Genomic DNA, 22,826 nt, shown 5'->3' on the forward strand with positions numbered 1-22,826 from the left:
CGCTAGCAGCTACTCATGGGGGTGCCGATCGGCACGCATGACTCACTCACCGTGCACGCCTCCTAGTGCACACCCTGCGGCCGGAACTGGACGCTGATGCGCGGCCCCACCGCCCGGGTCGACTTCGGGATCGCGTGGTCCCAGGTGCGCTGGCAGGTGCCGCCCATCACGATCAGATCGCCGTGCCCCAGCGGGAAGCGCAGTGCCTCCCCGCCGCCGTGCGGGCGCAGGGCGAGATCGCGGGGGTCGCCCACGGACAGGATGGCCACCATCGTGTCCTCGCGGGCGCCTCGCCCGATCCGGTCGCCGTGCCAGGCCACGCTGTCCCGGCCGTCGCGGTAGTAGCACAGCCCCGCCGTGGCGAACGGCTCGCCAAGTTCCTCGGCGTAGCGGGCGGAGAGCGCGTCCCGGGCCTCCTCCAGGACGGGGTGCGGCAGCGGGTCGTCGACGCCGTAGAAGGAGAGCAGCCGGGGTACGTCGACGACCTGCTCGTACATCTGCCGCCGCTCGGCCCGCCAGGGCACCTCCTCGGCGAGCCGTGTGAACAGTGTGTCGGCGCCAGTGAGCCAGCCGGGCAGCAGATCGACCCAGGCGCCGGCGCCAAGCTCGCGCCGCCTCAGCCCGTCGAGGGGGCCGAGGCGGAGGTCGTCGGACTGGTCGAAGAGGGAGCCCTGGAGGTGCATGGCCATAGCAACAGCCTACCTCGACAATAGAAAGCCTGTTCGATCACGGGTTCGTGTCGAACGTCGCGTAGGTGACCGGGCTCCCTCGTCGACCCTCCGTAGCGCCTCTGTGACTACGCGCTCGTCGCGGCGCCGACAGAAATGTGCCCTCACCGGCGCTGCCGGGTCCGCGTTCTCGTCAGTGCTGCTGGGCCTGCGCCGTCACCTCGCTCGGCCGTACGACCACGAATCCCTCGCCCTCCAGCTTCAGCTGCACGGCCTCCCCGGAGCCGCCGCGGAGCATCGAGCCGAACGACTGGGAGCGGTGCAGCGACGTGTGCAGGTGGGCCGTCCAGCCGACCACCGCGTCCGTGTCGACAAACACCGGGAGCTGCGGCGAGACCGGGATGACGAGCGGGTTGCCGTCGCAGACGAGCCCCAGCTTCCCCTGGCCGGTGAACACGCTGTTGAACAGCCCGCCACCGGTCATGCCGGCGCCCTTCACCGTCTTGATCTCGTACGACAGCGTGGCATCGAAACACAGCACGTTGCGCCCGTTGACGGTGAACACATCGCCCGGCTCGATGTCGACGATGAAGCAGTTCTGCGCCTCGTGGGCGAACCAGGCCTCACCCTGACCCCGCACCGCCATCAGCGGCAGGCCCTCCCCGGTGACGGCGCGCTTGAGCATGCCGCCCACGCCCTGACCCTTGCGTTCGAACTGCAGGTTCCCCCGGAAGGCGATCATCGCGCCCTGCCGCGCGAGCATCTCACCGTTGACGGCGTACTTGATGGACTTGGCGTTCTGCACACTCATCCCCGGCGCGTACGCCGGCTGGACCATGTGCTCGTTGGAGAAAAGATCGCTCTTCATACCGGCATGCTGGCCCGGAGCCCCGGATTCCGCCAAGCGACGCGCGGAGCAGGGGGATTGAGGTGCCTGGCACCGTTCGGAGCGGAATGGTAAAAGCGGGCATGACCAAGAAGAACGTCGGCGTCGACATCCCCGACCGGCGGGGCCGCACCGGACTCGACCGCACGGGCCTCGGCCTCACCGGCAACCCGCGGGTCAGGGTGCGGGACGTGAAACTGCTGTCCTGCCACTGGTACGTGGAGCGCACCACCACCTTCGACTTCCAGCACGCCGACGGCACGTGGAGCACCCAGGAACGCGAGACGCACGACCGGGGCAACGGCGCCACCGTCCTGCTCTACGACACCGCACGCGAAACCGTCCTCCTCACCCGGCAGTTCCGCTATCCCGTGTACGTCAACGGCCACACCGACGGCATGCTCGTGGAGACGCCGGGCGGCCTGCTCGACGAGGAGGACGAGCATCCCGAGGTCGCCGTGCGCCGTGAGGTCGTCGAGGAGACGGGACACACGATCGGCGACATCCAGCACGTCTTCGACGTCTACATGAGCCCCGGCTCCGTCACCGAGCGGATCAGCTTCTTCGCCGCCCCGTACAGCCCCTCGTCCCGCACCCACGAGGGCGGCGGTCTGGAGGAGGAGGGCGAGGACATCGAACTCGTCGAACTGCCTTTCCGGCGCGCCCTGGAGATGATCCGCAGCGGGGAGATCGCCGACGCCAAGACCATCATGCTGCTGCAATGGGCGGCGCTGGAGGGCCCGTTCAAGACGTGATCCCCCTAGCTGGGGCCCTTCTGATGGACGCCGTGGCCGTCAGGCGCCCTCCAGTGCCTCGGCGGCCTCGGCGGCGACCGCTTCGGCCACCGCGGTCAGTGCCGGGGAGTCCAGCTTCCACTGCTGCCAGAACAGCGGGGCGTCCATGGCCCGCTCCGGGGCCAGGCCGACCAGCCGTCCCGCCGCGAGCAGCGGCTCCGCCTGGGTGGCGGGCACCATCCCCCAGCCCATCCCGCCGGCCACCGCGTCGACGAAGCCCTCCGACGTCGGCACGTAGTGCCGTCGCGCCGAGGCAGGGCGGCCTCCGGTCAGCCGCCGTACGAAGGCGTCCTGGAACTCGTCCCGCCGGTCGAAGAACACCACCGGCGCGTCGACGATCGCCTCCTCCAGCGGCACTTCCGATCCGCCGCCGAACCACCGCCGGGCGAAGGTCGGAGCCGCGACGGGCAGATACCGCATCCGCCCGAGGGCCCGCACGGAGCAGCCGGCCACGGCGTCCGGCGCCGAGGTGACCGCGGCCATCACCAGCCCCTCGCGCAGCAGCCGGGCCGTGTGCTGCTCGTCCTCGCGCAGCAGCTCGTAAAAGGGCCGCAGCTCCTCCGGCACCCGGGTCAGGGCGGGCAGGAACCAGGTGGCCAGCGAGTCCGCGTTCACCGCGATCGACACCCGGGTCGCCTCGACGGTGCCCGTCATGCCGAGCGCGGCGTGCGCGTCGTGCTCCAGCCGGGACAGCTGGCGTGCGAACCGCACGATCACCTCGCCCGACTCGGTGGGCCGTACCGGCTTCTCCCGAATCAGCAGGACCCGGCCCACACGCTGCTCCAGGGCCTTGACCCGCTGGCTGACCGCCGACGGCGTCACATGCAGCGCGCCGGCCGCGGCGTCAAACGTGCCCTCGTCCACCACGGCCAGCAGGGTCCGGACGAGATCGAGCGGAAGCTGGGACATCACGATGGCTAATGATACGTAAGAATCCTTAGCTGTACGAATGGCGCCGGATTTCCTAGCGTCGACCCTGTGATCAGCGAAATGACCGCCCTCAGCGCCGGATTCGGCACCGGCCTCTCCCTCATCGTCGCCATCGGCGCCCAGAACGCCTTCGTCCTGCGTCAGGGACTGCACCGGGACGCGGTGCTCCCGGTCGTGGCGATCTGCGCCCTGTCCGACGCGGTGCTGATCGCGCTCGGCGTCGCCGGGGTCGGCGCCGTGGTCGTCGCCTGGCCGGCCGTCCTCACCGCGGTCGCTCTCGTCGGCGGCGGCTTCCTCATCGTGTACGGCATCCTCGCCGCACGGCGCGCGCTCAGGCCCGCCGGTGAGGCGCTGCGGGCCGGCGGCGGAACGGCCGGCTCGGTGCGCCGGGCCGTCCTCACCTGTCTGGCGCTGACCTGGCTGAACCCGCACGTCTACCTCGACACCGTCTTCCTGGTCGGTTCCATCGCCGCCGACCGTGGCCCCCTGCGCTGGACCTTCGGCATCGGCGCGGCCCTGGCGAGCCTGTGCTGGTTCGCCGCCCTCGGGTTCGGCGCCCGACTCCTCAGCCGCTACCTGTCCCGCCCCGAGGCGTGGCGCGCCCTGGACGGCCTGGTCGCCGTCACCATGCTCGTCCTCGGCGGCATGCTGATCGTCGGGGCGTGAGCGGGGGAGCGGCGCATCGTCGGCGGCACCGGGAATGGTGGGCGCGCCCTCGACGACAGCATGTGAGACATCGGAGAAACCGGCTGTCCCGGCGGTGGTGATCTCCGCGATAGTGGTGCCCTTGTCAAAAGATGTATCGAGCAACGGGATGCGCGTGGACACCACCAAGAGCACCGGCGACGAGACCACCCCGGAAGGCGACTCCGAGGCCGTGCCCCGCGGCGGCTGGCGCCGCTTCGCGATGGACACCCGCCCGCTGCGCCGCCCCGCCTACCGGCGTCTGTGGTCCTCCACCGTCGTCACGGCGGTCGGCAGTCAGATGACGGCCGTCGCCGTGCCCAAGCAGATCTACGACATCACCGGCTCCTCGGCCTGGGTCGGCTACGCGAGCCTCGCCGGACTCCTCCCCATGGTGATCTTCGCGCTGTGGGGAGGTGCCGTCGCCGACAGCGTGGACCGCCGCACCCTGCTCCTGGTCACCAACACCGGGATCGCCGTCACGTCGGTGCTGTTCTGGGTCCAGGCCGTCACCGGCCTCGCGTCGGTGTGGGTGCTGATGGTGCTCCTCGCCGTCCAGCAGGCGTTCTTCGGCCTCAACTCACCCGCCCGCAACGCCTCCATCGCCCGTCTCGTCCCCGCCGGTGAACTGGCCGCGGCGGCGGCCCTCGGCTCGACCGTGATGCAACTCGGCCTGGTGGCAGGCCCGTTGCTCGCCGGCGCCCTCATCCCGGTGATCGGCCTGGCCGAGCTGTATCTGATCGACGCCCTCGCCCTGTGCGTCACCCTGTGGGCGGTCCACAAGCTGCCCGCCCTGCCGCCCCTGGACTCCTCCACGACGCGGCGCGCCGGCTGGCGGGAGGTCGCCGCCGGTTTCCGCTACATCGCCCTGCACAAGGTGCTGTTGCTGTCGTTCCTCGCCGACATCATCGCGATGGTCCTCGGCATGCCGCGCGCCCTGTTCCCGCAGCTCGCCGACACCACGTACGCCCCCTACGGCGAAGGGCTGGCCCTCGGCCTGCTGTTCGCCGCCATCCCGATCGGGGCCGTCCTCGGCGGGCTGACGTCCGGCACCTTCTCCCGTTCGTCCCGGCACGGCCTGATGGTCATCCTCGCCGTCCTGGCCTGGGGCGCGGCCATCACCGGGTTCGGGCTGAGCACCAGCCTGTGGGTCGCCGTGGCGTTCCTCGTCGCCGCCGGTGTCGCGGACATGGTGTCCATGGTGTTCCGCGGCGCCATCCTGCTGTCCGCCGCCACCGACGAGATGCGCGGCCGCATGCAGGGCGTCTTCACCGTGGTCGTGGCCGGCGGCCCCCGCCTCGCCGACGTCCTGCACGGCACCGCCGGTTCGGCCTTCGGCGCCCGTACGGCCGTGGCGGGCGGCGGCCTGCTGGTCGTCGCTGCCGTCCTGCTCCTCGCGACGGTCACCCCGGCCCTGCGGCGCTACCGGATATCGGGGGAGGAACGCCCTTGATCCTGCGTACGCTGCCCGTCAGGCGCACACCCCACAGGCAGGAGTACTGACGATGGAGTACGTGAAGCTCGGTTCGACGGGTCTGGACGTGTCCCGGATCTGCGTGGGATGCATGAGTTTCGGGCTCCCCGATCGAGGCACGCACGAGTGGACGTTGGACGAGGAGGCGTCCCGCCCGCTGATCCGTCGGGCGCTGGACGCCGGGCTCAACTTCTTCGACACGGCGAACGTCTACTCCGACGGCACCAGCGAGGAGATCGTCGGCAGCGCCCTCGCCGAGTTCGCGCGGCGCGACGAGATCGTGATCGCCACCAAGGTCAACGGCGCCATGCACCAGGGCCCCAACGCCTGGGGGCTGTCCCGCAAGGCGATCATGACGGAGATCGACAACAGCCTGCGCCGCCTCGGCACCGACTACGTGGACCTCTACCAGATCCACCGCTTCGACCCGAACACTCCGGTCGAGGAGACGATGGAGGCCCTGCACGACGTGGTGAAGGCGGGCAAGGCCCGCTACATCGGGGCGAGTTCCATGTACGCGTGGCAGTTCTCGAAGATGCAGTACACGGCCCGGACGAACGGCTGGACGCGGTTCGTGTCCATGCAGAACCACTACAACCTCCTCTACCGCGAGGAGGAGAGGGAGATGCTGCCGCTGTGCGAGGACCAGAGCGTGGCCACGCTGCCCTGGAGCCCGCTGGCCCGCGGACGTCTCACCCGCGACTGGGGCACCGTCACCGAACGCACCGAGGCCGACAACTTCGGCAGGACCCTCTACCAGGAGGGCGACCGTGAGACCGTCGACGCGGTCACCCGGATCGCCGGCGAGCGCGGCGTCCCCCGCGCCCGGATCGCCCTCGCCTGGCTGCTGGGCCGGCCCACCGTCACCGCCCCCATCGTCGGCGCCACCAAGCCCCACCACCTCGACGACGCGGTGGCCGCCCTCGACATCACCCTCACCGAGAAGGAGATCGAGGAGCTGGAGCGGCCCTACACGCCCCGCGCGATCAGCGGCCACTGAGCCCCGTCCGCCCCTGGACGAGACGCAGGGTGCGGGCGTCCGCGGGCCGAACCGATCGACGGTCGGTGCGCGGATGTCCGCCCGGAGGGCGGGTCAGGGCCGGGTGTACTCCTGGCGCACGGTCGTGGCGAGCCGGGTCAGCGCCTCCTCGGCGCCCTCCCGGTCGGTCTTGTCCAGCAGCGCGAGAGCGTCCGCCGCGGCCAGCCGCACCCGCTGCGGCACCTCGTCCAGGGCGGCCATCCGGTACGCGATCGTGCGCCGGGCCTCACGCTCCTCGGCGGTCACCCCGAACGGCCCGGTACGGGGGAAGACCGCGGCCTCGTACGCGGTCACATGGATGAGCACCCCGTGCGCGATCCCCTCGGCGTATCCCCGCTGCCCCGCCTGACGCTGCGCCATGGCGAAGTGCGCCATCGCCCGCCGCCGCACGATGAGCGACCCCACCATGCCCACCAGACCCGCGCACACCGCCGCGCCCAGCGCGACGAGGCCACCGCCGAGCAGCGCGCCGATGAGAGCGCCGCCCGCCATGAGCAGACAGGTCAGCCCGGTGGTCAGCATCAGCAGGGCGCGTGCGGGAGTGAGCGAGGCCATGGCGTGCAGTCTCTCAGCTCCACGACCGGCCCCCCAAGCCGATTCCGCCGAGCGCTGACGGCGGGTCACACCGAATCACACTCGCGACGGCGGGGCGCGCCGGCTGGCGGAAGGTCGCGACGGCTGCCGGAAGGTCGTACCGGTTGGTAGGACCCCGGTCCGCGGTCGCCGGCCCCCGGCACCGCCAGTGGCGATGGCCTGCGAGGGACCGGCCCCGGCGGTCAACTACCCGCCTTCGGGCGAAGATCGAGCGTCGGCATAGGGTGTCGTCCGTGACCGCCCGCGAGTTCGACGAGGCGGTCGCCGACCAGAGTGAGGCCGAGGGGGAGACCGCCGACCCATGAACCAGATCCTGTACGCCGGGGCCATAGGCCTGTTCCTGACGCTCATCGGCACACCCCTGCTGATCAAGCTGCTGGCCCGCAAGGGATACGGCCAGTACATCCGCGACGACGGCCCCCGCGAGCACGCCAGCAAGCGCGGCACCCCGACCATGGGCGGCATCGCCTTCATCCTGGCCACCGTGGTCGCCTACGCCCTGACCAAGATCCTCACCGGTGAGGCACCCACCTACCCCGGTGTCCTGGTGCTGTTCCTGATGGCGGGCATGGGCGTCGTCGGCTTCCTCGACGACTACATCAAGATCGTCAAACGGCGTTCGCTGGGGCTGCGGGCCGGGGCGAAGATGGCCGGCCAGCTGATCGTCGGCATCGTCTTCGCCGTGCTGGCCATCCGGTTCGCGGACGAGCGGGGCCAGACACCCGCCTCGCTCAAGCTGTCCTTCGTCACGGACTTCGGCTGGACCATCGGGCCGGTCCTGTTCGTCGTCTGGGCACTGTTCATGATCCTCGCCATGTCGAACGGCGTGAACCTCACCGACGGACTGGACGGACTGGCGACCGGCGCGTCCGTCATGGTCTTCGGCGGCTACACCTTCATCGGTCTGTGGCAGTTCCAGAACTCCTGCGCCAACGCCATGGAACTCACCGACCCCGCCTCCTGCATCGAGGTCCGCGATCCGCTCGACCTGGCCGTCGTCGCCGCCGCGCTGATGGGCGCCTGCTTCGGGTTCCTGTGGTGGAACACCTCACCGGCCAAGATCTTCATGGGCGACACCGGGTCGCTCGCCCTCGGCGGCGCGCTCGCGGGCCTCGCCATCTGCTCCCGCACCGAGCTGCTGCTCGTGGTGCTCGGCGGGCTCTTCGTCCTGATCACCCTGTCCGTGATCATCCAGGTCGGTTCGTTCAAGCTGACCGGCCGACGGGTCTTCCGGATGGCCCCGCTGCAACACCACTTCGAACTCAAGGGCTGGTCCGAAGTCCTGGTCGTCGTCCGCTTCTGGACCATCCAGGGCATCTGCGTGATCGTCGGCCTCGGCCTCTTCTACACGGGCTGGGCGGCGGGCTGATCTGCCGGCTGACAGGCCGACCGACCCGACGGGGCGCGGCGAAGTCCCGTCGGCTGCCCGGCGGTTACAGGGTCGGCCCGACCCGGTAGACCACGCTGCGGCGCAGCGGACCTTCCGGCATGCCCGGGTCGTCGAAGTCGTCGGCCGGGTCATGGGCCATGCCGATGCGGCGCATCACCGCCCGTGAGCGGAGGTTGGTGGCCACCGTCACCGCGAGCACCTCGTCGAGGTCGAGGCGCCGGAAGCCGAAGTCCACGGCGGCACGGGCCGCCTCCGTGGCGTAGCCGTGGCCCCATGCCGTACGCGCCAGGCGCCAGCCCGCCTCCACGCCGGTGAACGGCATGTCGTCCTCCACCGGATCCAGCCCGGTGAACCCGATGAACTCTCCGGTGGCCCGCACCTCCACGGCCCACCATCCCCAGCCCCGCCGGTCGAGATCGGCCTGGAATCCGGCGACGGACGCATCGCTCTGCTCGGTCGTGAGCAGCTCCGGAAAGTACGCGCGCACCTCTGGATCGGCGTTCATGGCCGCCCAGGGGGCGAGATCGGACTCCCGCCACGGGCGCAACAGGAGTCGTTCGGTTGGCAGTTCGGACATCGGGCCAGCCTATGGTGATCTTGGACCGTGCCGCGAGCGATAATCGGCGGGGCTCCGGGTTCCGGGCTGCGAGCTCCGGGCGCCCGGGGGCGGCGGGCTCCAGGCGCCCGGCGGTGGTACGCCCGACCCAGTCGACGCTCAGTCGAGGCAGAACTCGTTGCCCTCGATGTCCCGCATGACGATGCACGACTCGTAGACGCCGTCGGCCCGCAGCAGGCGCTCGCGGACCGCGCCGAGCGCGACGAGCCGCGTGCACTCGGCCTCCAGAGCGGCCAGGCGTTCGTCACCCACGAGCCCGGTGCCGACCCGCACGTCCAGATGCACCCGGTTCTTCACGACCTTGCCCTCGGGTACGCGCTGGAAGTACAGGCGGGGGCCCACACCTGTGGGATCGCTGCACGCGAATCCCTGGCCCTGTCGCTCGGGCGGCAGCGAGCGGTCGTACGCGTCCCATGTCGGGAATCCCTCCGGCGGCGGCGGTACGACGTACCCCAGCACCTCGCACCAGAAGCGGGCGAGGCGCTCGGGATCGGCGCAGTCGAAGGTGACTTGGAACTTCTTGATCGAGGAGGACATCGGCGCACCATAACGCCTGCCGCGCGGACGCGCGAAGGGAATTCGGCGGGGGTACGACCGGGGGGAGCGTGGCGGCGCCCCGGGCCGCGGCCGCCCTCCCGCGTCGGCCTCCGCCTACCTGGGGCGGTAGGCCCGCAGGAACGTCCGCACCCCCTCCACCAGCAGGGGCCGGACCCGGTCGTCCTGCGCCGCGTTCGCGGAACCGAGCCGGTCCAGCGCGACACCGAAGGTCAGCGCGATGAACTGGTCGGCCGCGAGACGGGGATCGGGGACGTCGAGCATCCCGGCCGCGCCGAAGGCGGCGAACCGCTCGGCGAGCGCCTCGTCGGGAGTGTCGGCCATGGAGTTGTAGCCCGGTCGCGGCAGATGGCCGGACTCCGCCCGGACCAGACGTTGCAGCGTCGCGTACTCCGCCGAGCCGAGCATGTCGGTCGCGATGCGCATCGAGAACGCGACCAGGGCGTCCTCGAGGTCGGCGTCGCCGGTGCGGTCGGTGAGGGTCTCGTCGAGGGTGCTCCGGATCGTGGTGATCAGCGACTGGCCGACGGCGTCGACGACTGCCTGCAGCAGGGTCCGCTTGTCTCCGAAGTAGTCGTACACCGTCCGCTTGGAGACCCCGGCCCGGGCGGCGACGGCGTCGACGCTGGACCGGTCGAAGCCGTCGGAGAGGAACAGTTCCCGGGCGGCCGTGAGGATGGCCGCCCGCTTGGGCGTGGACCCCTCACGCAGGGTCTTCGTGGTCGGCATGGCCACATCCTAACCGTCCTACACTGCACGGTGTAGTGTAGTTGCGAGCTGCACACGTACGACCGTTCCCTCGCCCGCCCGGCTTTGACGGAAAGGACGTTCATGACCGCGACTCTTGCTCCCCCGGCGCGTATCGGGAGGGCCGCAGTGGGTGCTCTCGGCGCGCTGGCGGTCGCCACCGGTGCCCTGGAGTCGGTGGTGACGCCGACGCTCCCGCTCCTGCAACGCGAACTGGGGATGAGCCCCGCCGAAGGGGCGTTGCTCAGCATCATGCTGCTGATCACCGGCGCGCTCGTCACCCCGGTCGCCGGCACGTTGGGTGACCGCTACGGCGGTAAACGGGTCCTGATCCGGTTGATGGCGGTGGTGTCCGTCGGCGGTCTGGTGTCGGCGTTCGCGCCCAACCTGCCGGTGCTGCTGCTCGGTCAGGTGCTGCAAGGCGCGATGGTGGGCGCGCTGCCCCTGTCGTTCATCCTGGTGCGCGACCATCTCCCCGCGGGCGAGTCGAAGGTGGTCATCGGGACGGTCAGCGGACTGTTCGTCGCGGGCGGGATGGCGGGAACGCTGTCGGCCGGTCCCGTCGCGGAAGGGCTGTCGCGGCACTGGATGTTCGCGCTGCCGACGATCGCGGTCATCGGCGCCACCGTCCTGGTGAACGGGCTCATGCCGCAGGATCCGCCGGGCCGTTCGGACGGCGTCGCCATCGACTGGCCCGGCCTCGTCCTTCTCAGCGGGACTCTGGTCACACTCATGCTCGTCCTCGCGACGGCACCCGACGTCGGCTCCCGACCCCTCATGGTCGGCGCCCTCGTCGTGGTGCTGGCCGCCTTCGCGACCGGGTGGACGGCCGTCGAGCGTCGTGCGGCCACACCCATGGTCGATCTGCGGATGCTGGCACGGCCCGAGGTGTGGAAGTCGTGCGTGCTGACGTTCATGATCTGCGTCGGTACGTCGGCCGCGGTCTACCTGGTCCCGCAGCTGTTCGCGGTGCCCACCGACGCGTACGGCTTCGGGGCCGGCGCCACCGAGATCGGGTTCTTCCTGCTGCCCGGCGCCCTGGCCGCGTCCCTCGCCGGGCCGCTCGGCGGGATAGGGGCGAGGCGCTTCGGCACGCGCCCGGTGGTCACCACCGGCATCGTCCTGATGGCCGTCGCCCTGGTCGCCCTGGGGGCCGTGCACACCGAGATCTGGCACCTCGTCCTCGGCAAGGCATTGATCGCGCTGGCCAACGGCCTGTGCGTCACGGCGCTGGTGACCGGCACCGCCACGTCCGTCGAACACGGCGACACCGGCATCGCCACCGGTCTGGTCCTTGTGACCCGGGTGATCGGGTTCGCCGTCGGTGTTCAGCTCAGCGGCGCGCTCCTCACGGCCGGGACCCCTGCCGGGTCGCACGTACCCGCCGAATCGGCCTTCGCCACCGGCTTCGTCGTCGCGGGCGCCGTGACGGCGCTGGCGCTCCTGCTCACCCGCACCATGAACGAAGGAGTCAAGTGATGCCCCCTACTGATCGGTTGCGGAACCCTCGCCCCGCGCCGCCCCGCCACGTCCTCGTCTCCGGGGCCGGCGTCGCCGGGCTCACCCTCGCGTACTGGCTGAACCGCCAGGGCTTACGCGTCACCTTGGTCGAGAAGGCGGCCACACCGCGTCGCGGTGGCTACCCCGTCGACGTACGCGGCACCGCCGTCGAAGTCGTCCGGAGAATGGGAGTCCTGCCGCGGCTGCGGGACGCGCACGTCGACCTGCGCCGGCTGACCTTCCTCGACGGGGACGGCCGCGAGGTGGCCTCGGTCGACCCGCACACGGTCACCGGCGGAGTCGCGGGGGATCTGGAGGTGCCGCGCGGCGACCTGACCGACGTGCTCCACACGGCGGTCCGGGACGACGTGGAGTTCCTGTACGACGACTCCATCGACACCCTCGACCAGACCGGCGACGGGGTCGACGTCACCTTCCACCGCGGCAGCGGGCGTACGTTCGACTTGGTGTTCGGCGCGGACGGTATGCACTCCCGTACCCGCGCGCTCCTGTTCGGCCCCGAGGAACGGTTCCACCACTACCTCGGCTACTGCTTCGCCGGGTTCACCCTGCGCGACACCTTCGGCCTCTCCCACGAGACCGTGCTGTGGAACACCCCGGGCAGGGCGGCCGCGCTCTACGCCGCGGGCGACACCGGCCAGGTGCACGCCCTGCTGGCCTTCGCCCGCCCGGAACCGCCGTTCGACCTCTTCCGGGACCCGTGGGCCCAACGGGGCCTGGTCGCCGAGGTCTTCGCCGACGCGGGATGGCGGGTCCCGGACCTCCTCACCGCCCTGCGCGCCGCGGACGACCTGTACTTCGACGGGGTCAGCCAGATCCGCATGCCCAACTGGTCCGACGGCAGGGTCGCGCTGGTGGGCGACGCCGCGTACGCGCCGTCGTTCCTCACCGGGCAGGGCACCAGCCTCGCGCTCGTCGGCGCGTACATGCTCGCTGCTTCCCTGTCCGGCCGGGACGACCATGCCGCGAGCTTCGCCACCTACGCACAGACCACCCGAGAGTTCGTGACCATCAACCAGAACCAGGTAGGCGAGGGCGACGCCACCCTCTTCCCGACCACCGCCGAGTCCTTGGCACGGCGCAACGACATGCTGCGCGCACTCACCGCGGAACCCTCCGGGGAAGGGCGACCCGCCCACTCGGCCCTCGCACTGCCCGCGAGCGCGAGCGACGGTGTGAGCGCGAGTACGGGCAGGGGCACGAGTACGAGTACGAGTACGAGCGTGACGTGAACGCCTGGTAGGCGCGCGGACGGACAACGGCCGATCCGCGGGACCCCGCCACACCACTACACCGCCCCGCTCACCCCCAACCGCACCGCCCGCAAATGGTCCGCCAGAGGGCCGAGCCCCACGTCGTGGCGGCGTTCGTCGACCGTCTCGGGGTGGCGGATCGGGTACGGGAACAGCGTGCCGGGATCGATGCGGGTGCCGTAGAACTGTGGCTGGCTCAGCTCGACCGCGCAGTGGTCGGCGATATAGGCGTGGTGCACGGCGGGGCAGCGGCCGTCCGCGACGGCCTCGGCGATCAGATCACGGCAGGTGAGCTGGAAGCCCAGGTCGGGGGAGTGCAGCAGGATCATCAGGGCGGCCGTCGAGGCCGGCTCGCCGACGAGGGTGGCGGTGGGCCAGCCATGGCGGGCGACGATCGCGTGGAGGGCGTCCGCGTTCCCGGCCCGGCACTCGGTGATACGGGTGCGGGCCCGGACGGTCGGGGCGGACCGGGCCTCGTTCGCCAGTCGCCGCTCGTCCTCGGCCCTGCGGACCAACTCGGCGGCCAGGACCTGCTGTGGGGGGACGGCGATGAGGGGGCTGCCTTTCCTGGCCGGTGCGTCTCTCACGTCGGCTCCCGCACGGCGAGCGAGAACCACACCCGCTTGCCGACGTCGTCCGCGTCCGGCGGATCGGTGCCCCAGTCGTCGGCCAGCGCGGCGACGATGGCGAGCCCGCGCCCCGACTCGGCGGTGCTGTCCACCGCTCTGGGCCGGGGCTGTGCGGGCGAGGGGTCGGCGAGCGTCACCCGTAACGCGCGATCGGAGCATTCGAGGGTGACGGCGATGGTGTCGGCGGGCCCGGCGCTCGCGTGCCGGACCGCGTTCGCGAACAGTTCGTCCGTGGCGAGCACGGCATCGTCGGCGATGGAGGACAGGTCCCAGCGTGCGAGATGCGCGGCCACCGTACGCCGCACCCCGGCGGCGCACGACGGGCGCGCGGGCACCGCGAGACGGACGAGCCGGGACCTCTTGAGCGAGATCAAGGCAGCATCACCGCGTCCGCCCCTGCGGGCGCCCCGCCGGACGGGACGTCACGGACGCTCCAGCCGGGGTCGCATGCGGGTGCGGCAGGGGTCCGTCGGCGGGGTGCGCGGACACGGACGGCCGTCATCGGGGTCCTCCTCGATGCTCGGGGCGGCCGCTGGCGGACCGCCGGTGCTGTTGTCGAAGACAACAGCACCGGACACACGAAACACCAGGTGGTGGAGGGGTTGTGCAGTTGCGGGCGGGTAGTGACGCGGGCTGTATATCTTCGCCACCATGGGGAACGTCGACGAGGGACCGCGCCACGCGGAGCGGTCCGTCCGTGCCGGGTGGCCCGGCATGCGGGGCAAGCGGGTCGTGGTCACCGGCGGCAGCCGTGGCCTGGGGGAGGGCATCGTACGGCTGTTGCTCGCCGAGGGCGCCCGGGTGGCGACCTGCGCGCGGGGCAAGGCGGGCCTGGCGGCGCTGGACGCGTCCCTGCCGGGTGAGGAGCGGGCCCGTCTGCTCACGGAGGACCTGGACGTGACCGAGCCGGGCAGGCTGGAGGACTTCGTCACCACTGCGGCGAAACGTTTCGGCACCCTCGATGGCGTCGTGGCCTGTGTCGGCGGCTCGCGCGGCGGTGGTTTCGAGCAGGCGGACGCCGCCGACTGGGCGGCGACCTGGGACCTGAACGTCGGGCACACGGTACGCCTCGTACGCGCCGCGCTGCCGTGTCTGAGGGCCGCGGGCGGCGGCTCGGTCGTGCTGATCAGCTCGATCTCCGGCTGGAAACCGGGAAGGCCCGCGCAGTACGGGGCGGCCAAGAGCGCCCAGATCCATCTGGCGGCCTCCCTCGCCCGCGAACTGGGCCCTGACAACGTCCGCGTCAACGCGGTGTCACCGGGGTCGATGCTGATCCCCGGCCGGCGCTGGGACCGTCTGCGCAGGGAGGACCCGGGAGCGTACGACCGGTTCGTGGGCGCGGAGCTGCCCGGCGGCAGGCCCGTCACCCCGCACGAAGTGGCACGGACGGTGGTCTTCCTGCTGTCGGACTGGGCGAGCGGTGTCTCCGGCGCCCACCTGCCCGTGGACCGCGCCCAGAACGCGCCCTCACCGGACGGCTACTGAGGACCGGGTCGCACAGCTCGACCCATGACGCGATCACTTCCCCTACCAATCAGGACTGTTGGATCCGGCGGGCCAGCCTGCGGCCCCACTCCTGGCTCGGCGCCTCGACGAGGCGGTAGGTCAGCAGACACAGGGGCAGCAGCACCGCGTAGAAGGCGAGGACGAGCGTGAGACTGTCCTGTCCGCGCCGGCCGATCGTGCCGTCGACGACCGCCAGCAGCAGTGGATGCACCAGGTAGACCGAGTAGCTGATCGTGCCCAGGGCGACCAGCAGGCGTGGCACGCGTCGGCGGCGGGAGAGCAGTCCGACGCCGAAGGTGAGCACGGCGAGCAGGAACGCGACGATCCAGCCCCGCCGTGTGAAGTGGTCGTCGTCGCCGTACGCTGCGGCACCCCCCACGGCGCAGACGACCACCACGGCAGCGGTGACGGCCACCACAAGCCCGCCGCACTGGGCCCGCTCTGCACGGTGCACGGCCGTGCCGAGGAACATCACGGCGAGAATCACGAGGCCCTCCCACAGGGGGACCGTGCCGTTGAACGCGACCAGGACGAGCGCCTGCACTCCGCCCAACACGCCCCCGAGCACCCGGAGTACGGGCGACCTTGCGCTCGCACAGCAGATCGCCACCCCCATGGTGGTCGAGACGACCACGATCAGCGGTCCCGTACCGACCATCCCGGACAGCGCGGAGCGGGGCAGCACCACCCCCGCCGCGACGCTCGCGGCGGCGAGCACGGCCAGGACGATGGCGACCACCGCGGACCGCCGGTGCAGTCGCACCGTGAAGAGCGCGACGACCAGCAGGTAGAAGGACATCTCGTACGACAGCGTCCACAGGACGAGCAGGAGACTGGGCGTCCCCAGCAACTCCTGGAGCATCGTCGCGTGGGCGACGGCCACGGACATCGCGCTCTGCCCGCCGACGTCACGCAACTCGGTGAGCCCGGAGAGCTGAAGGGCGAGCAGGACCGTGACGACGACGGCCCACAGCGGATACACACGGAAGACCCGCCCGATCCAGAACGTCCGTACGCAGCCCCGGCGTTCCAGCGAAGCCGGGATGATGTAGCCGCTCACCAGGAAGAACACCATGATCCCGTAGCGGCCGGTGTTGCACTGCGGCATCAGCTCCCGCCGGAAGTCCGCCATGAAGGTGTACGACGCGTGGTCGAACACCACGACGAGCGCGGCGATGCCACGCAACGCGTCCAGCCAGCCCAGCCGGGAGACACCCGCCGAGCACATGGCGGGGAGTGATCGTGTCGCGACTGAGCGTGGCGACGAGGGGGTCACGGGAACGGTGGGTCGGGATTCCATGTGCGGAAGGGGATTCCTTCTGGTGAGGTCTGGGTGCGACGTCACCGAGTTCAACGGCTGCGGCATTGTTCGGCAGCGCTGTTCCGGCGGCCGAACAATGAAGCGAGGCGCGCGAGTCAAAGCGTGCCCCGGAGGCGCGGGGGAGTGGGAGCCGACCCTCAAGGGGGTGGTGGCGGGGGAGCCGACTCGCCACCGCCGGGGAACACTTCGGCGGCGCGTCGCGCGACGACCTGACCAGTGACGAACGTGCCTTCCTCGACGCCGGCCACGACGAGGAACGCAAGGTCCGGCGCCGGTCCCGACTGGTGCTGACGGCGATCACCGCTGCCCTCTGCCTCGCCGTAGTCGCCACTGGCCTCGCCGTCGGACAGTGGCGGAGCGCGGTCACCGCACAGCGCCTCGCCGAGTCCCGGCAACTGGCCGCCGAGTCCGCTGCGCTGCTCGACACCGACCCCGACCTCGCCGCGCTGCTCGCCGTACGGGCCTACCGGATGAGCCCCACCCGTGAGGCCATCGCCGCCCTGTTCGCCGCAGCGGCGCTGCCGTTGCGCAAGCGCCTGGTCGGTGGCACCGAGCCTGTGGAAGCCGTCGCCCTGGCTGCCGACGGACGCGCCGTCGCCGCCCACAGCGCGGACGGCACGGTGCGGCTCTGGGAGTTGCCCTCAGGCCGGATCCGTCACACGCTCACCGGCATCGGCATCGGCATCGGCATCGGCATCGGCTCCGGCAACGTCATGGCGTTCAGCCCCGACGGGCACGCGCTCGCCATCGCCTCCGCCACCGAAGCCGGAGTGGTGATCGGCCTGTGGGACACGGCAGCCGGCCTGAGGCTCAGAGCCTCGACCGTCCGCGACGGCGCGGTACGGGCCATGGCCTTCAGTCCTGACGGCCGAGCCGTGGTCGCCTCCTCGCCGTCGGCCGTCCGCGTGTGGGACGCCGCCACCGGCCGTACTCGGCACACCTTCACCGGCGATTTCGTTCCGCAGGCCGTCGCCTTCGGCCCCGGAGGGCGCACCGTCGTCTCGGTGAGCCGCGTCGGCCGGGTGCGGGTGTGGGACGCGGCCACGGGCCGCACCGGGATCGCCCACGACAGCCGCGTGGAAGCCGATGCGGTGGCAGTCGCCCCTGACGGCCGGGCGTACGCCGTCATCCGGGCCGACGGCGTGGTGCAACTGCGTGACGTCACCACGGGCAACGTTCTGCGCACCTTCCGGGGCAGCCCCGTCGGCGCGGACGCGGTGTCCTTCTCCCCGGACGGTCGCACCCTCGCGGTATCGGGCCCCGGGGGCACCGTGCGCATGTGGGACCCCGCCTCCGGTGCTGTGCTGGGCACCGTGAGCGCCGGTCACCGCGGACGAGGGACGGTGAAAGCGGCCCTCGGCGTGGACGGGCACACCTTGGTGACCGGAAGCGGCGCGGACCCCGTCGTACGCATCCACCACGTCACACTGAATCGCCCGCGAACCGCTCTGCGCGCCGACGCCGGGACGTATGTCGCCGACCTGGCGTTCAGCCCGGACGGTCACTCCGTGGGCGCGGTGCAGCACGGGCCGCCAGGTCGCCGGTACGTGCGACTGTGGGACACCGCAACGAGCCGTCGCGGAGGCGCGCTGCTGCTCGACGCCGCCCCCGACGCAGACACGGATACCGGCGGGGCACCCCCTGGACAGCAGCCGCCTCTCACCTGTCCCGCCCCCGGGTGCCGTCGGGTTCGGCCCGACCGGACGCGCCCTGGCCGCCCGTGTCCTTGAGGGCGGATCGGTCGAAGTACGGGAGGTGGCCACGGGGCGCCTCCGTCACCGTCGTGTCCTGCGCGGCGTCGAGACGGTGGTCCTCAGCCCCGGCGGGAGCCGGCTCGCTCTCGTCGGCGAGGGGCGGGTACGGATCTGGCACCCCTCCACCGGTGCACTGCGTACCGTCGCCACGGGCCGCGACCGACCCATCAGAGTGGTGGCGTTCACGCCGGACGGCCACACCCTCGCCGTCGTGAACGTCGGGCTCGACGACGAACGAGTACTTCTCGACACCTCGACCGGTCGCACCGGACGCACCATCGAGCCGGGAGCCCGAGGGCCGTTGTCGCTCTCCTTCAGCCCGGACGGGCCCACTCTGGCGACCGTCAGCGGACGCGACCTGAAGACCTGGGACGTGCACAACGGCCGACTCCTGAAGACGTTGCGGGTCGACGGAGGGGTGGCGCCGCCCGTCTTCAGCCCGGACGGACGGACCGTGGCCGTGAGCGGCGCCGAGGAGGTTCGCCTGTGGGACCTTTCGACAGCTCTGCCCAGAGGCGCAGCGCCGACCCGCTCCCTCGCGGTGACGGCCTTCGCCCCGGACGGACTCTGGCCGTCGGCACGGACGGCTCGGTCGCGCTGTGGGACGTCGAACTGCCCGAGTCAGCTCGGCGTGGTGATGCCGCGGCGACGTCGGGCAGACGGAGAGCTGCTGCTGTCGGCAGGAGCCGTTTCGCACGGCCGTCGAATTGTCGCGGGGCGGAGGTGGTGTCGGGCCGTCGCGGCGCGGGGTCGGTGTCGGGGCAAGGCGGGGGTGTGTTCGTCACCGGCTTTGTCCTGGAGAACATCGACAGCCGAGGCCGCCGACCGCGTGCAGGCAGCCCCTGGCACCTGGCCTCGGCGACCCCTCAGGCCGCCGACCCCAGCACCACCCGCGACCGGCGTTCGAACTCCTGTACCACCGGCTCGTGTCGGCGGGACGCGAGTCGTCCCCTGAAGTCGCGCAGGGCCTGGATCGACCGCTCGCTGTGCACCCCGCTGAGCGCCTCCAGCGCGTCGGTGGCGGTGGCGACGGCCTCGTCGAGGCGGTTCTGCTGGAGGTGGGCCGTGGCCAGGACGGACCGGCTGATGGCCTGACGCCGCCGCCGGTCCGCATGGGCGCGCACCGACTCGCTCGCCGTGTGCTCGGCCTGCGCGGCCAGCCCCAGGTCACGGAAGCAGAGGGCCGACTCGGCCTGCAGGTAGTGGTGGTCGAGGAACCGCACCCACGGCGACTCCTGGGCGGCACCCCGACTCGCATCCAGCTGCTTCTCCGCCGCGCGGAGCGCCTCGGAGGTCTCGCGCGGTCGCCCGAGCGCCGCATGACCCCGCGCGGACATGGCGTGCAGCCGCATCAGCCCGAGCGGGCTGCCCGCGTCCTTCGCCGTGGCGACACCGGCCCGCGCCAGCGCCACCCCCTCGTCCGGGCGCCCCAGACTCGTCGCCAGATGCGACAGCCCGGCGAGGATCTGCCCGCCGAGCACATGGTCGCGGCCCTCCGCGCACAACCGGAGCCCCTGCGTCATGTATCGCTGCGCCAGGCCGTACTCCCCGGCGTCGTACGAGCTCCAGCCCGCCATGGCGGCCAGCCGCGCCGCGGCGGCGAACAGCTCACGCCGCTGGTTCGCCGGTGTGCCGCGCTGCTGCAGCATCGGGATGACCTCGGTGGTCAGGTACTGCACGATGCTCGTACGGACCCCGCCGCCCCCGAACTGGTTGTCCATCTCGTCGAACATGCGGATCATCGCGTGGACCTGCTCCACCGGACCCGCCCCGGACACGGACGCGAGCCGGGGCGCGTCACGGCTCTCCACCAGCCACAGCAGCCACGCCCGCTGAGGATTCGTCAGCGCGCCCGGCACGAACGGCACCGAACCCAGCAGGCTCCGCCGTGAGATGTCGGTCGACCCCAGCTCGACCAGGGTGTGCAGGGTCTCCGCCACGTTCTCCCCGTACATCAGCGCCCGTCCCGTCACCGGCCGCCCCCGGTCGAGCGGAAAGCCGAGATCCGCCGGAGTCAGGGCACGGCCCAGTCGTTCGCCGAGGACGGCGGCGATCAACTCCGGTGTGTTGCCGCGTGGTTGCTGGCCCTGTAACCAGCGGGTCACCGAGGCCTTGTCGTAGTTGGTCTCCGAGCCCTGGCAGCGGCCCAGCTCATTGACCCGGAGGGCGAGGGAGGCGTACGAACAGCCGGCCTCCTTGAGGGCGGCCGCGAGCGGCTTGTTGGGCCCGCCGGGGGTCTTCGCCGGGGTCCTTGCTAATCCGTTGGTCACGGCGGCCATCCAGGAGTCGCATCGTGTCGGCGCGCGGCTGCGAACCCGTACCCACCCTTGCGCCAACTCCGGGGCGGGCCGGAGGAGTTCGAAGGACACTGCCCGCTCTGTGCGGCAGGTCGCCCGATCACTATGGTGGCCGAACAACTCAGCCCGCAACCGGCGTTCTGATAATTTCAGAATGAACTCCGAGGATCTGTCCTTGTCAATGGATCGCGTGGCACACTGCACGCTGTGAATCCCGCCCCGGGAGGTTGCACGTGAGTGAGACCCGCGTCGGAGGGAGCGCCCCGGCGGCGCCCACGGTCCTGCGCATGGTTCTCGGAAAGCGGCTCCGTCAGTTACGGGAGCGGGCCGGTGTCTCCTTCGACGAGGCCGCCCGCGCCATCGAGGTCACCGCGCTGACGGTCCGCCGCATGGAGAAGGCCGAGGTCGGCCTCCGCATCCCCTATGTGAAGGAGCTGCTGCGCACCTACGGGGTCTCCGACACCGAGATCGAGGACTTCCTCTCCCTCGCCCGGGAAGCCAACCAACCCGGCTGGTGGCACAAGTTCCGCGACGTGCTGCCCGACTGGTTCAGCGCGTACGTGAGCCTGGAGAGCGAGGCCCAGGTCATCCGCCTCTACGAACCCCAGTACGTACCCGGCCTGTTGCAGACGCACGACTACGCCGCCGCGCTCCTGCGCGTCGGCTTCCCCAACGCGAGCCCCGAGGACGTCGACCGCCGGGTCGCGTTACGGCTCAGACGCCAGGACCTGCTGGTCAAACCCGAGGCCCCCGCCATCTGGGCCATCCTCGACGAAACCGTGCTGCGCCGCCCGGTCGGCGGGTCCGAGGTGATGCGGGCCCAGATCGACCGGCTCGTCGAGGCCACGGAGCGACCCAAGATCAGAATCCAGATCATGCGCTTCGCCGCCGGACCGCACCCCGGCGCGTACGGCCCCTTCCACTACTTCCGCTTCGGCTTCTCCGAACTCCCCGACATCGTCTACACCGAGGGCCTCGCCGGCGCCCAGTACGTCGACCAGCCCACCGAGGTCGTGACCTACCTGGAGGTCATGGACCGGATGTCCGTGCAGGCGGAACCGGTGTCTCGGACCAGGGACATCCTGGCGGCACTACGCAAGGAGTTGTGACACATGGCAAGCACACCCGACCGCCCCGTCCACAGCGGCATGCCCGCCCCCGAACTCGGCGCCGAGGGCTGGCACAAGCCCTGGAGCGGCACCAACGGCGGATCCTGCGTCGAGGTCAAGCGCCTGCCCGACGGCAGCGTCGCCTTCCGCCAGTCCAAGGACCCCGACGGCCCCGCCCTCGTGTACTCGCGCGACGAGATCGTCGCGTTCCTCGAAGGCGCCAAGGCCGGACAGGCCGACTTCCTGATCGCCTGACCGGCGGAACCCCGCGCTCCCGGACCACTACGCCCGCACAACCGGACAACGCCCGCACGGGCTCCCCTCGACGTCCGGTCCCCGCGCACACTGGGGGACCCCGCCCACGCGGGGCGAGCACAGCACCGTAAGGGCACCACCCGAAGGGAGCGGCATGCGCACGCCGCCTCGTGTCCCCGGTCGAGCCATGCCGACCGTCCGACACGCCGGCCGCCCCGGCCGGGCCGCTCCCGAGGGGCGGGGATGACCCCTCCCTCCAGCCTCACCCGCTACCGGACCCTGATCGTCGAGGGTCACGAAGGGCCCGGCCGGGGCCTCCTCATCGCCTCGCTGGCCCGGCTGGGCTTCCAGATCCGGCACATGCCGCCCGGCCTCCACCACCTCGACCCCGCGCTGCCCTACCGCGAACTCCTCGCCGGACCGGGCCGACTGGCCGTCGACAGCCAACTGATCGCCGAGCTGGTCCACGGACCGTTGCGGCGCGGCCGGTCCCGGGTCACCTGGATCCAGGCCCTCGACTTCGCCGAGGCCGTGGCCGAACGCGACGGAGCGATGCTCCACCTGACCACGACCGGCCGCACCCCGCGCGAGCGGGGCCACCGGCCCGGCGACGAGCAGGCCACCGAGGCGGCGGAGGCCGCCACCGCCTACGCGCGCGCGTTCGACACCCTCGCCCAGCACGTGCCGGTCGTGACCGTCCACGTCGGCGAGGCCAGCCGCCCCACGCGGGTCACCGAGCCCCGCCGACCCCAACTCTTGGGTGACACAGAGCAGTTGACGATAGGTTAGCGACACCACGCGACG

At 71.5% G+C, this 22,826-nt stretch carries 23 protein-coding genes; 12 read left to right on the forward strand and 11 right to left on the reverse strand.

The window, feature by feature from the left end:
- Positions 1 to 62: 62 nt before the first annotated feature.
- Both M8J73_RS07615 and M8J73_RS07620 read right to left on the reverse strand, forming a co-directional pair.
- Positions 63 to 689, reverse strand: coding sequence for an alpha-ketoglutarate-dependent dioxygenase AlkB (locus M8J73_RS07615; RefSeq protein WP_055541086.1), 627 nt, complete (start codon positions 687 to 689; stop codon positions 63 to 65).
- A gap of 172 nt (positions 690 to 861) precedes the next feature.
- Positions 862 to 1,536 carry an AIM24 family protein gene (locus M8J73_RS07620; RefSeq protein ID WP_055541085.1) on the reverse strand — a complete coding sequence of 225 codons (675 nt, stop codon included), beginning with the start codon at positions 1,534 to 1,536 and terminating at the stop codon, positions 862 to 864.
- 101 nt (positions 1,537 to 1,637) lie between these two features.
- Between M8J73_RS07620 and M8J73_RS07625 the strand changes: the two genes are divergently transcribed.
- Positions 1,638 to 2,309 (forward strand): NUDIX domain-containing protein, encoded by a 672-nt coding sequence (locus M8J73_RS07625; RefSeq protein WP_055541084.1) that lies wholly within the window; start codon positions 1,638 to 1,640, stop codon positions 2,307 to 2,309.
- Positions 2,310 to 2,348: 39 nt separating this feature from the next.
- Here the strand turns inward: M8J73_RS07625 and M8J73_RS07630 are convergent, their stop codons facing one another.
- On the reverse strand, positions 2,349 to 3,260 hold the full coding sequence (locus tag M8J73_RS07630; RefSeq protein WP_055541083.1) for a LysR family transcriptional regulator ArgP: 912 nt from the start codon (positions 3,258 to 3,260) through the stop codon (positions 2,349 to 2,351).
- A gap of 78 nt (positions 3,261 to 3,338) precedes the next feature.
- On the opposite strand from M8J73_RS07630, the gene M8J73_RS07635 reads away from it, so the two are divergent.
- The 3 genes from M8J73_RS07635 to M8J73_RS07645 all read left to right on the forward strand — a co-directional run bounded on the left by M8J73_RS07635 (position 3,339) and on the right by M8J73_RS07645 (position 6,436).
- The gene (locus M8J73_RS07635; RefSeq protein ID WP_283946365.1) at positions 3,339 to 3,944 is read left to right on the forward strand and encodes a LysE/ArgO family amino acid transporter; all 606 of its coding nucleotides are present in this window, start codon (positions 3,339 to 3,341) and stop codon (positions 3,942 to 3,944) included.
- 154 nt (positions 3,945 to 4,098) lie between these two features.
- Positions 4,099 to 5,415 (forward strand): MFS transporter, encoded by a 1,317-nt coding sequence (locus tag M8J73_RS07640; RefSeq protein WP_055541089.1) that lies wholly within the window; start codon positions 4,099 to 4,101, stop codon positions 5,413 to 5,415.
- 52 nt (positions 5,416 to 5,467) lie between these two features.
- Positions 5,468 to 6,436, forward strand: coding sequence for an aldo/keto reductase (locus M8J73_RS07645; RefSeq protein WP_249828380.1), 969 nt, complete (start codon positions 5,468 to 5,470; stop codon positions 6,434 to 6,436).
- Between the two features lie 93 nt (positions 6,437 to 6,529).
- On the opposite strand, the gene M8J73_RS07650 is transcribed toward M8J73_RS07645, so the two are convergent.
- The gene (locus M8J73_RS07650; RefSeq protein WP_055542466.1) at positions 6,530 to 7,030 is read right to left on the reverse strand and encodes a hypothetical protein; all 501 of its coding nucleotides are present in this window, start codon (positions 7,028 to 7,030) and stop codon (positions 6,530 to 6,532) included.
- Between the two features lie 340 nt (positions 7,031 to 7,370).
- Here M8J73_RS07650 and mraY point away from each other — a divergent pair, with 340 nt between their 5' ends.
- Positions 7,371 to 8,438 (forward strand): phospho-N-acetylmuramoyl-pentapeptide-transferase, encoded by a 1,068-nt coding sequence (gene mraY, locus M8J73_RS07655; RefSeq protein WP_249828381.1) that lies wholly within the window; start codon positions 7,371 to 7,373, stop codon positions 8,436 to 8,438.
- 64 nt (positions 8,439 to 8,502) lie between these two features.
- On the opposite strand, the gene M8J73_RS07660 is transcribed toward mraY, so the two are convergent.
- The 3 genes from M8J73_RS07660 to M8J73_RS07670 form a co-directional block, all read right to left on the reverse strand.
- Positions 8,503 to 9,036, reverse strand: coding sequence for a GNAT family N-acetyltransferase (locus tag M8J73_RS07660; protein WP_055538256.1), 534 nt, complete (start codon positions 9,034 to 9,036; stop codon positions 8,503 to 8,505).
- A 138-nt stretch (positions 9,037 to 9,174) separates the two neighbouring features.
- Entirely contained in the window at positions 9,175 to 9,612 is a 438-nt protein-coding gene (locus M8J73_RS07665; protein WP_055538255.1) for a VOC family protein, read from the reverse strand.
- A gap of 114 nt (positions 9,613 to 9,726) precedes the next feature.
- Positions 9,727 to 10,359 carry a TetR/AcrR family transcriptional regulator gene (locus M8J73_RS07670; RefSeq protein ID WP_055538254.1) on the reverse strand — a complete coding sequence of 211 codons (633 nt, stop codon included), beginning with the start codon at positions 10,357 to 10,359 and terminating at the stop codon, positions 9,727 to 9,729.
- Positions 10,360 to 10,461: 102 nt separating this feature from the next.
- Here M8J73_RS07670 and M8J73_RS07675 point away from each other — a divergent pair, with 102 nt between their 5' ends.
- Together M8J73_RS07675 and M8J73_RS07680 are read left to right on the forward strand one after the other, a co-directional pair.
- On the forward strand, positions 10,462 to 11,856 hold the full coding sequence (locus M8J73_RS07675) for an MFS transporter (protein ID WP_055538253.1): 1,395 nt from the start codon (positions 10,462 to 10,464) through the stop codon (positions 11,854 to 11,856).
- Positions 11,856 to 13,130, forward strand: coding sequence for an FAD-dependent monooxygenase (locus M8J73_RS07680; protein ID WP_079054772.1), 1,275 nt, complete (start codon positions 11,856 to 11,858; stop codon positions 13,128 to 13,130). Before M8J73_RS07675 ends, M8J73_RS07680 begins: the two co-directional genes overlap by 1 nt.
- A gap of 56 nt (positions 13,131 to 13,186) precedes the next feature.
- On the opposite strand, the gene M8J73_RS07685 is transcribed toward M8J73_RS07680, so the two are convergent.
- Both M8J73_RS07685 and M8J73_RS07690 read right to left on the reverse strand, forming a co-directional pair.
- On the reverse strand, positions 13,187 to 13,738 hold the full coding sequence (locus M8J73_RS07685; protein ID WP_079054771.1) for a DUF6624 domain-containing protein: 552 nt from the start codon (positions 13,736 to 13,738) through the stop codon (positions 13,187 to 13,189).
- Entirely contained in the window at positions 13,735 to 14,154 is a 420-nt protein-coding gene (locus tag M8J73_RS07690; protein WP_055538252.1) for an ATP-binding protein, read from the reverse strand. The genes M8J73_RS07685 and M8J73_RS07690 overlap by 4 nt, the downstream gene beginning before the upstream one ends.
- A gap of 277 nt (positions 14,155 to 14,431) precedes the next feature.
- Here M8J73_RS07690 and M8J73_RS07695 point away from each other — a divergent pair, with 277 nt between their 5' ends.
- Positions 14,432 to 15,265, forward strand: a complete 834-nt coding sequence (locus M8J73_RS07695) for an SDR family NAD(P)-dependent oxidoreductase (RefSeq protein WP_055538251.1) — start codon at positions 14,432 to 14,434, stop codon at positions 15,263 to 15,265.
- Positions 15,266 to 15,314: 49 nt separating this feature from the next.
- Here M8J73_RS07695 and M8J73_RS07700 read toward each other — a convergent pair whose 3' ends face one another.
- On the reverse strand, positions 15,315 to 16,514 hold the full coding sequence (locus M8J73_RS07700) for an acyltransferase family protein (protein ID WP_249828382.1): 1,200 nt from the start codon (positions 16,512 to 16,514) through the stop codon (positions 15,315 to 15,317).
- A gap of 377 nt (positions 16,515 to 16,891) precedes the next feature.
- Here M8J73_RS07700 and M8J73_RS07705 point away from each other — a divergent pair, with 377 nt between their 5' ends.
- Positions 16,892 to 18,337 (forward strand): WD40 repeat domain-containing protein, encoded by a 1,446-nt coding sequence (locus M8J73_RS07705; protein ID WP_249828383.1) that lies wholly within the window; start codon positions 16,892 to 16,894, stop codon positions 18,335 to 18,337.
- Positions 18,338 to 19,227: 890 nt separating this feature from the next.
- On the opposite strand, the gene M8J73_RS07710 is transcribed toward M8J73_RS07705, so the two are convergent.
- The gene (locus M8J73_RS07710) at positions 19,228 to 20,640 is read right to left on the reverse strand and encodes an NsdA family TPR-like regulatory protein (protein WP_055540082.1); all 1,413 of its coding nucleotides are present in this window, start codon (positions 20,638 to 20,640) and stop codon (positions 19,228 to 19,230) included.
- Between the two features lie 251 nt (positions 20,641 to 20,891).
- On the opposite strand from M8J73_RS07710, the gene M8J73_RS07715 reads away from it, so the two are divergent.
- The 3 genes from M8J73_RS07715 to M8J73_RS07725 all read left to right on the forward strand — a co-directional run bounded on the left by M8J73_RS07715 (position 20,892) and on the right by M8J73_RS07725 (position 22,811).
- Positions 20,892 to 21,767, forward strand: a complete 876-nt coding sequence (locus M8J73_RS07715; RefSeq protein WP_492012105.1) for a Sco1979 family transcriptional regulator — start codon at positions 20,892 to 20,894, stop codon at positions 21,765 to 21,767.
- A 3-nt stretch (positions 21,768 to 21,770) separates the two neighbouring features.
- Positions 21,771 to 22,022, forward strand: coding sequence for a DUF397 domain-containing protein (locus tag M8J73_RS07720; RefSeq protein WP_055540083.1), 252 nt, complete (start codon positions 21,771 to 21,773; stop codon positions 22,020 to 22,022).
- A gap of 243 nt (positions 22,023 to 22,265) precedes the next feature.
- Positions 22,266 to 22,811 carry a hypothetical protein gene (locus M8J73_RS07725; protein ID WP_055540084.1) on the forward strand — a complete coding sequence of 182 codons (546 nt, stop codon included), beginning with the start codon at positions 22,266 to 22,268 and terminating at the stop codon, positions 22,809 to 22,811.
- Positions 22,812 to 22,826: the final 15 nt, after the last annotated feature.

It is taken from the genome of Streptomyces neyagawaensis (genome assembly GCF_023516595.1).
Lineage (GTDB): Bacteria > Actinomycetota > Actinomycetes > Streptomycetales > Streptomycetaceae > Streptomyces > Streptomyces neyagawaensis.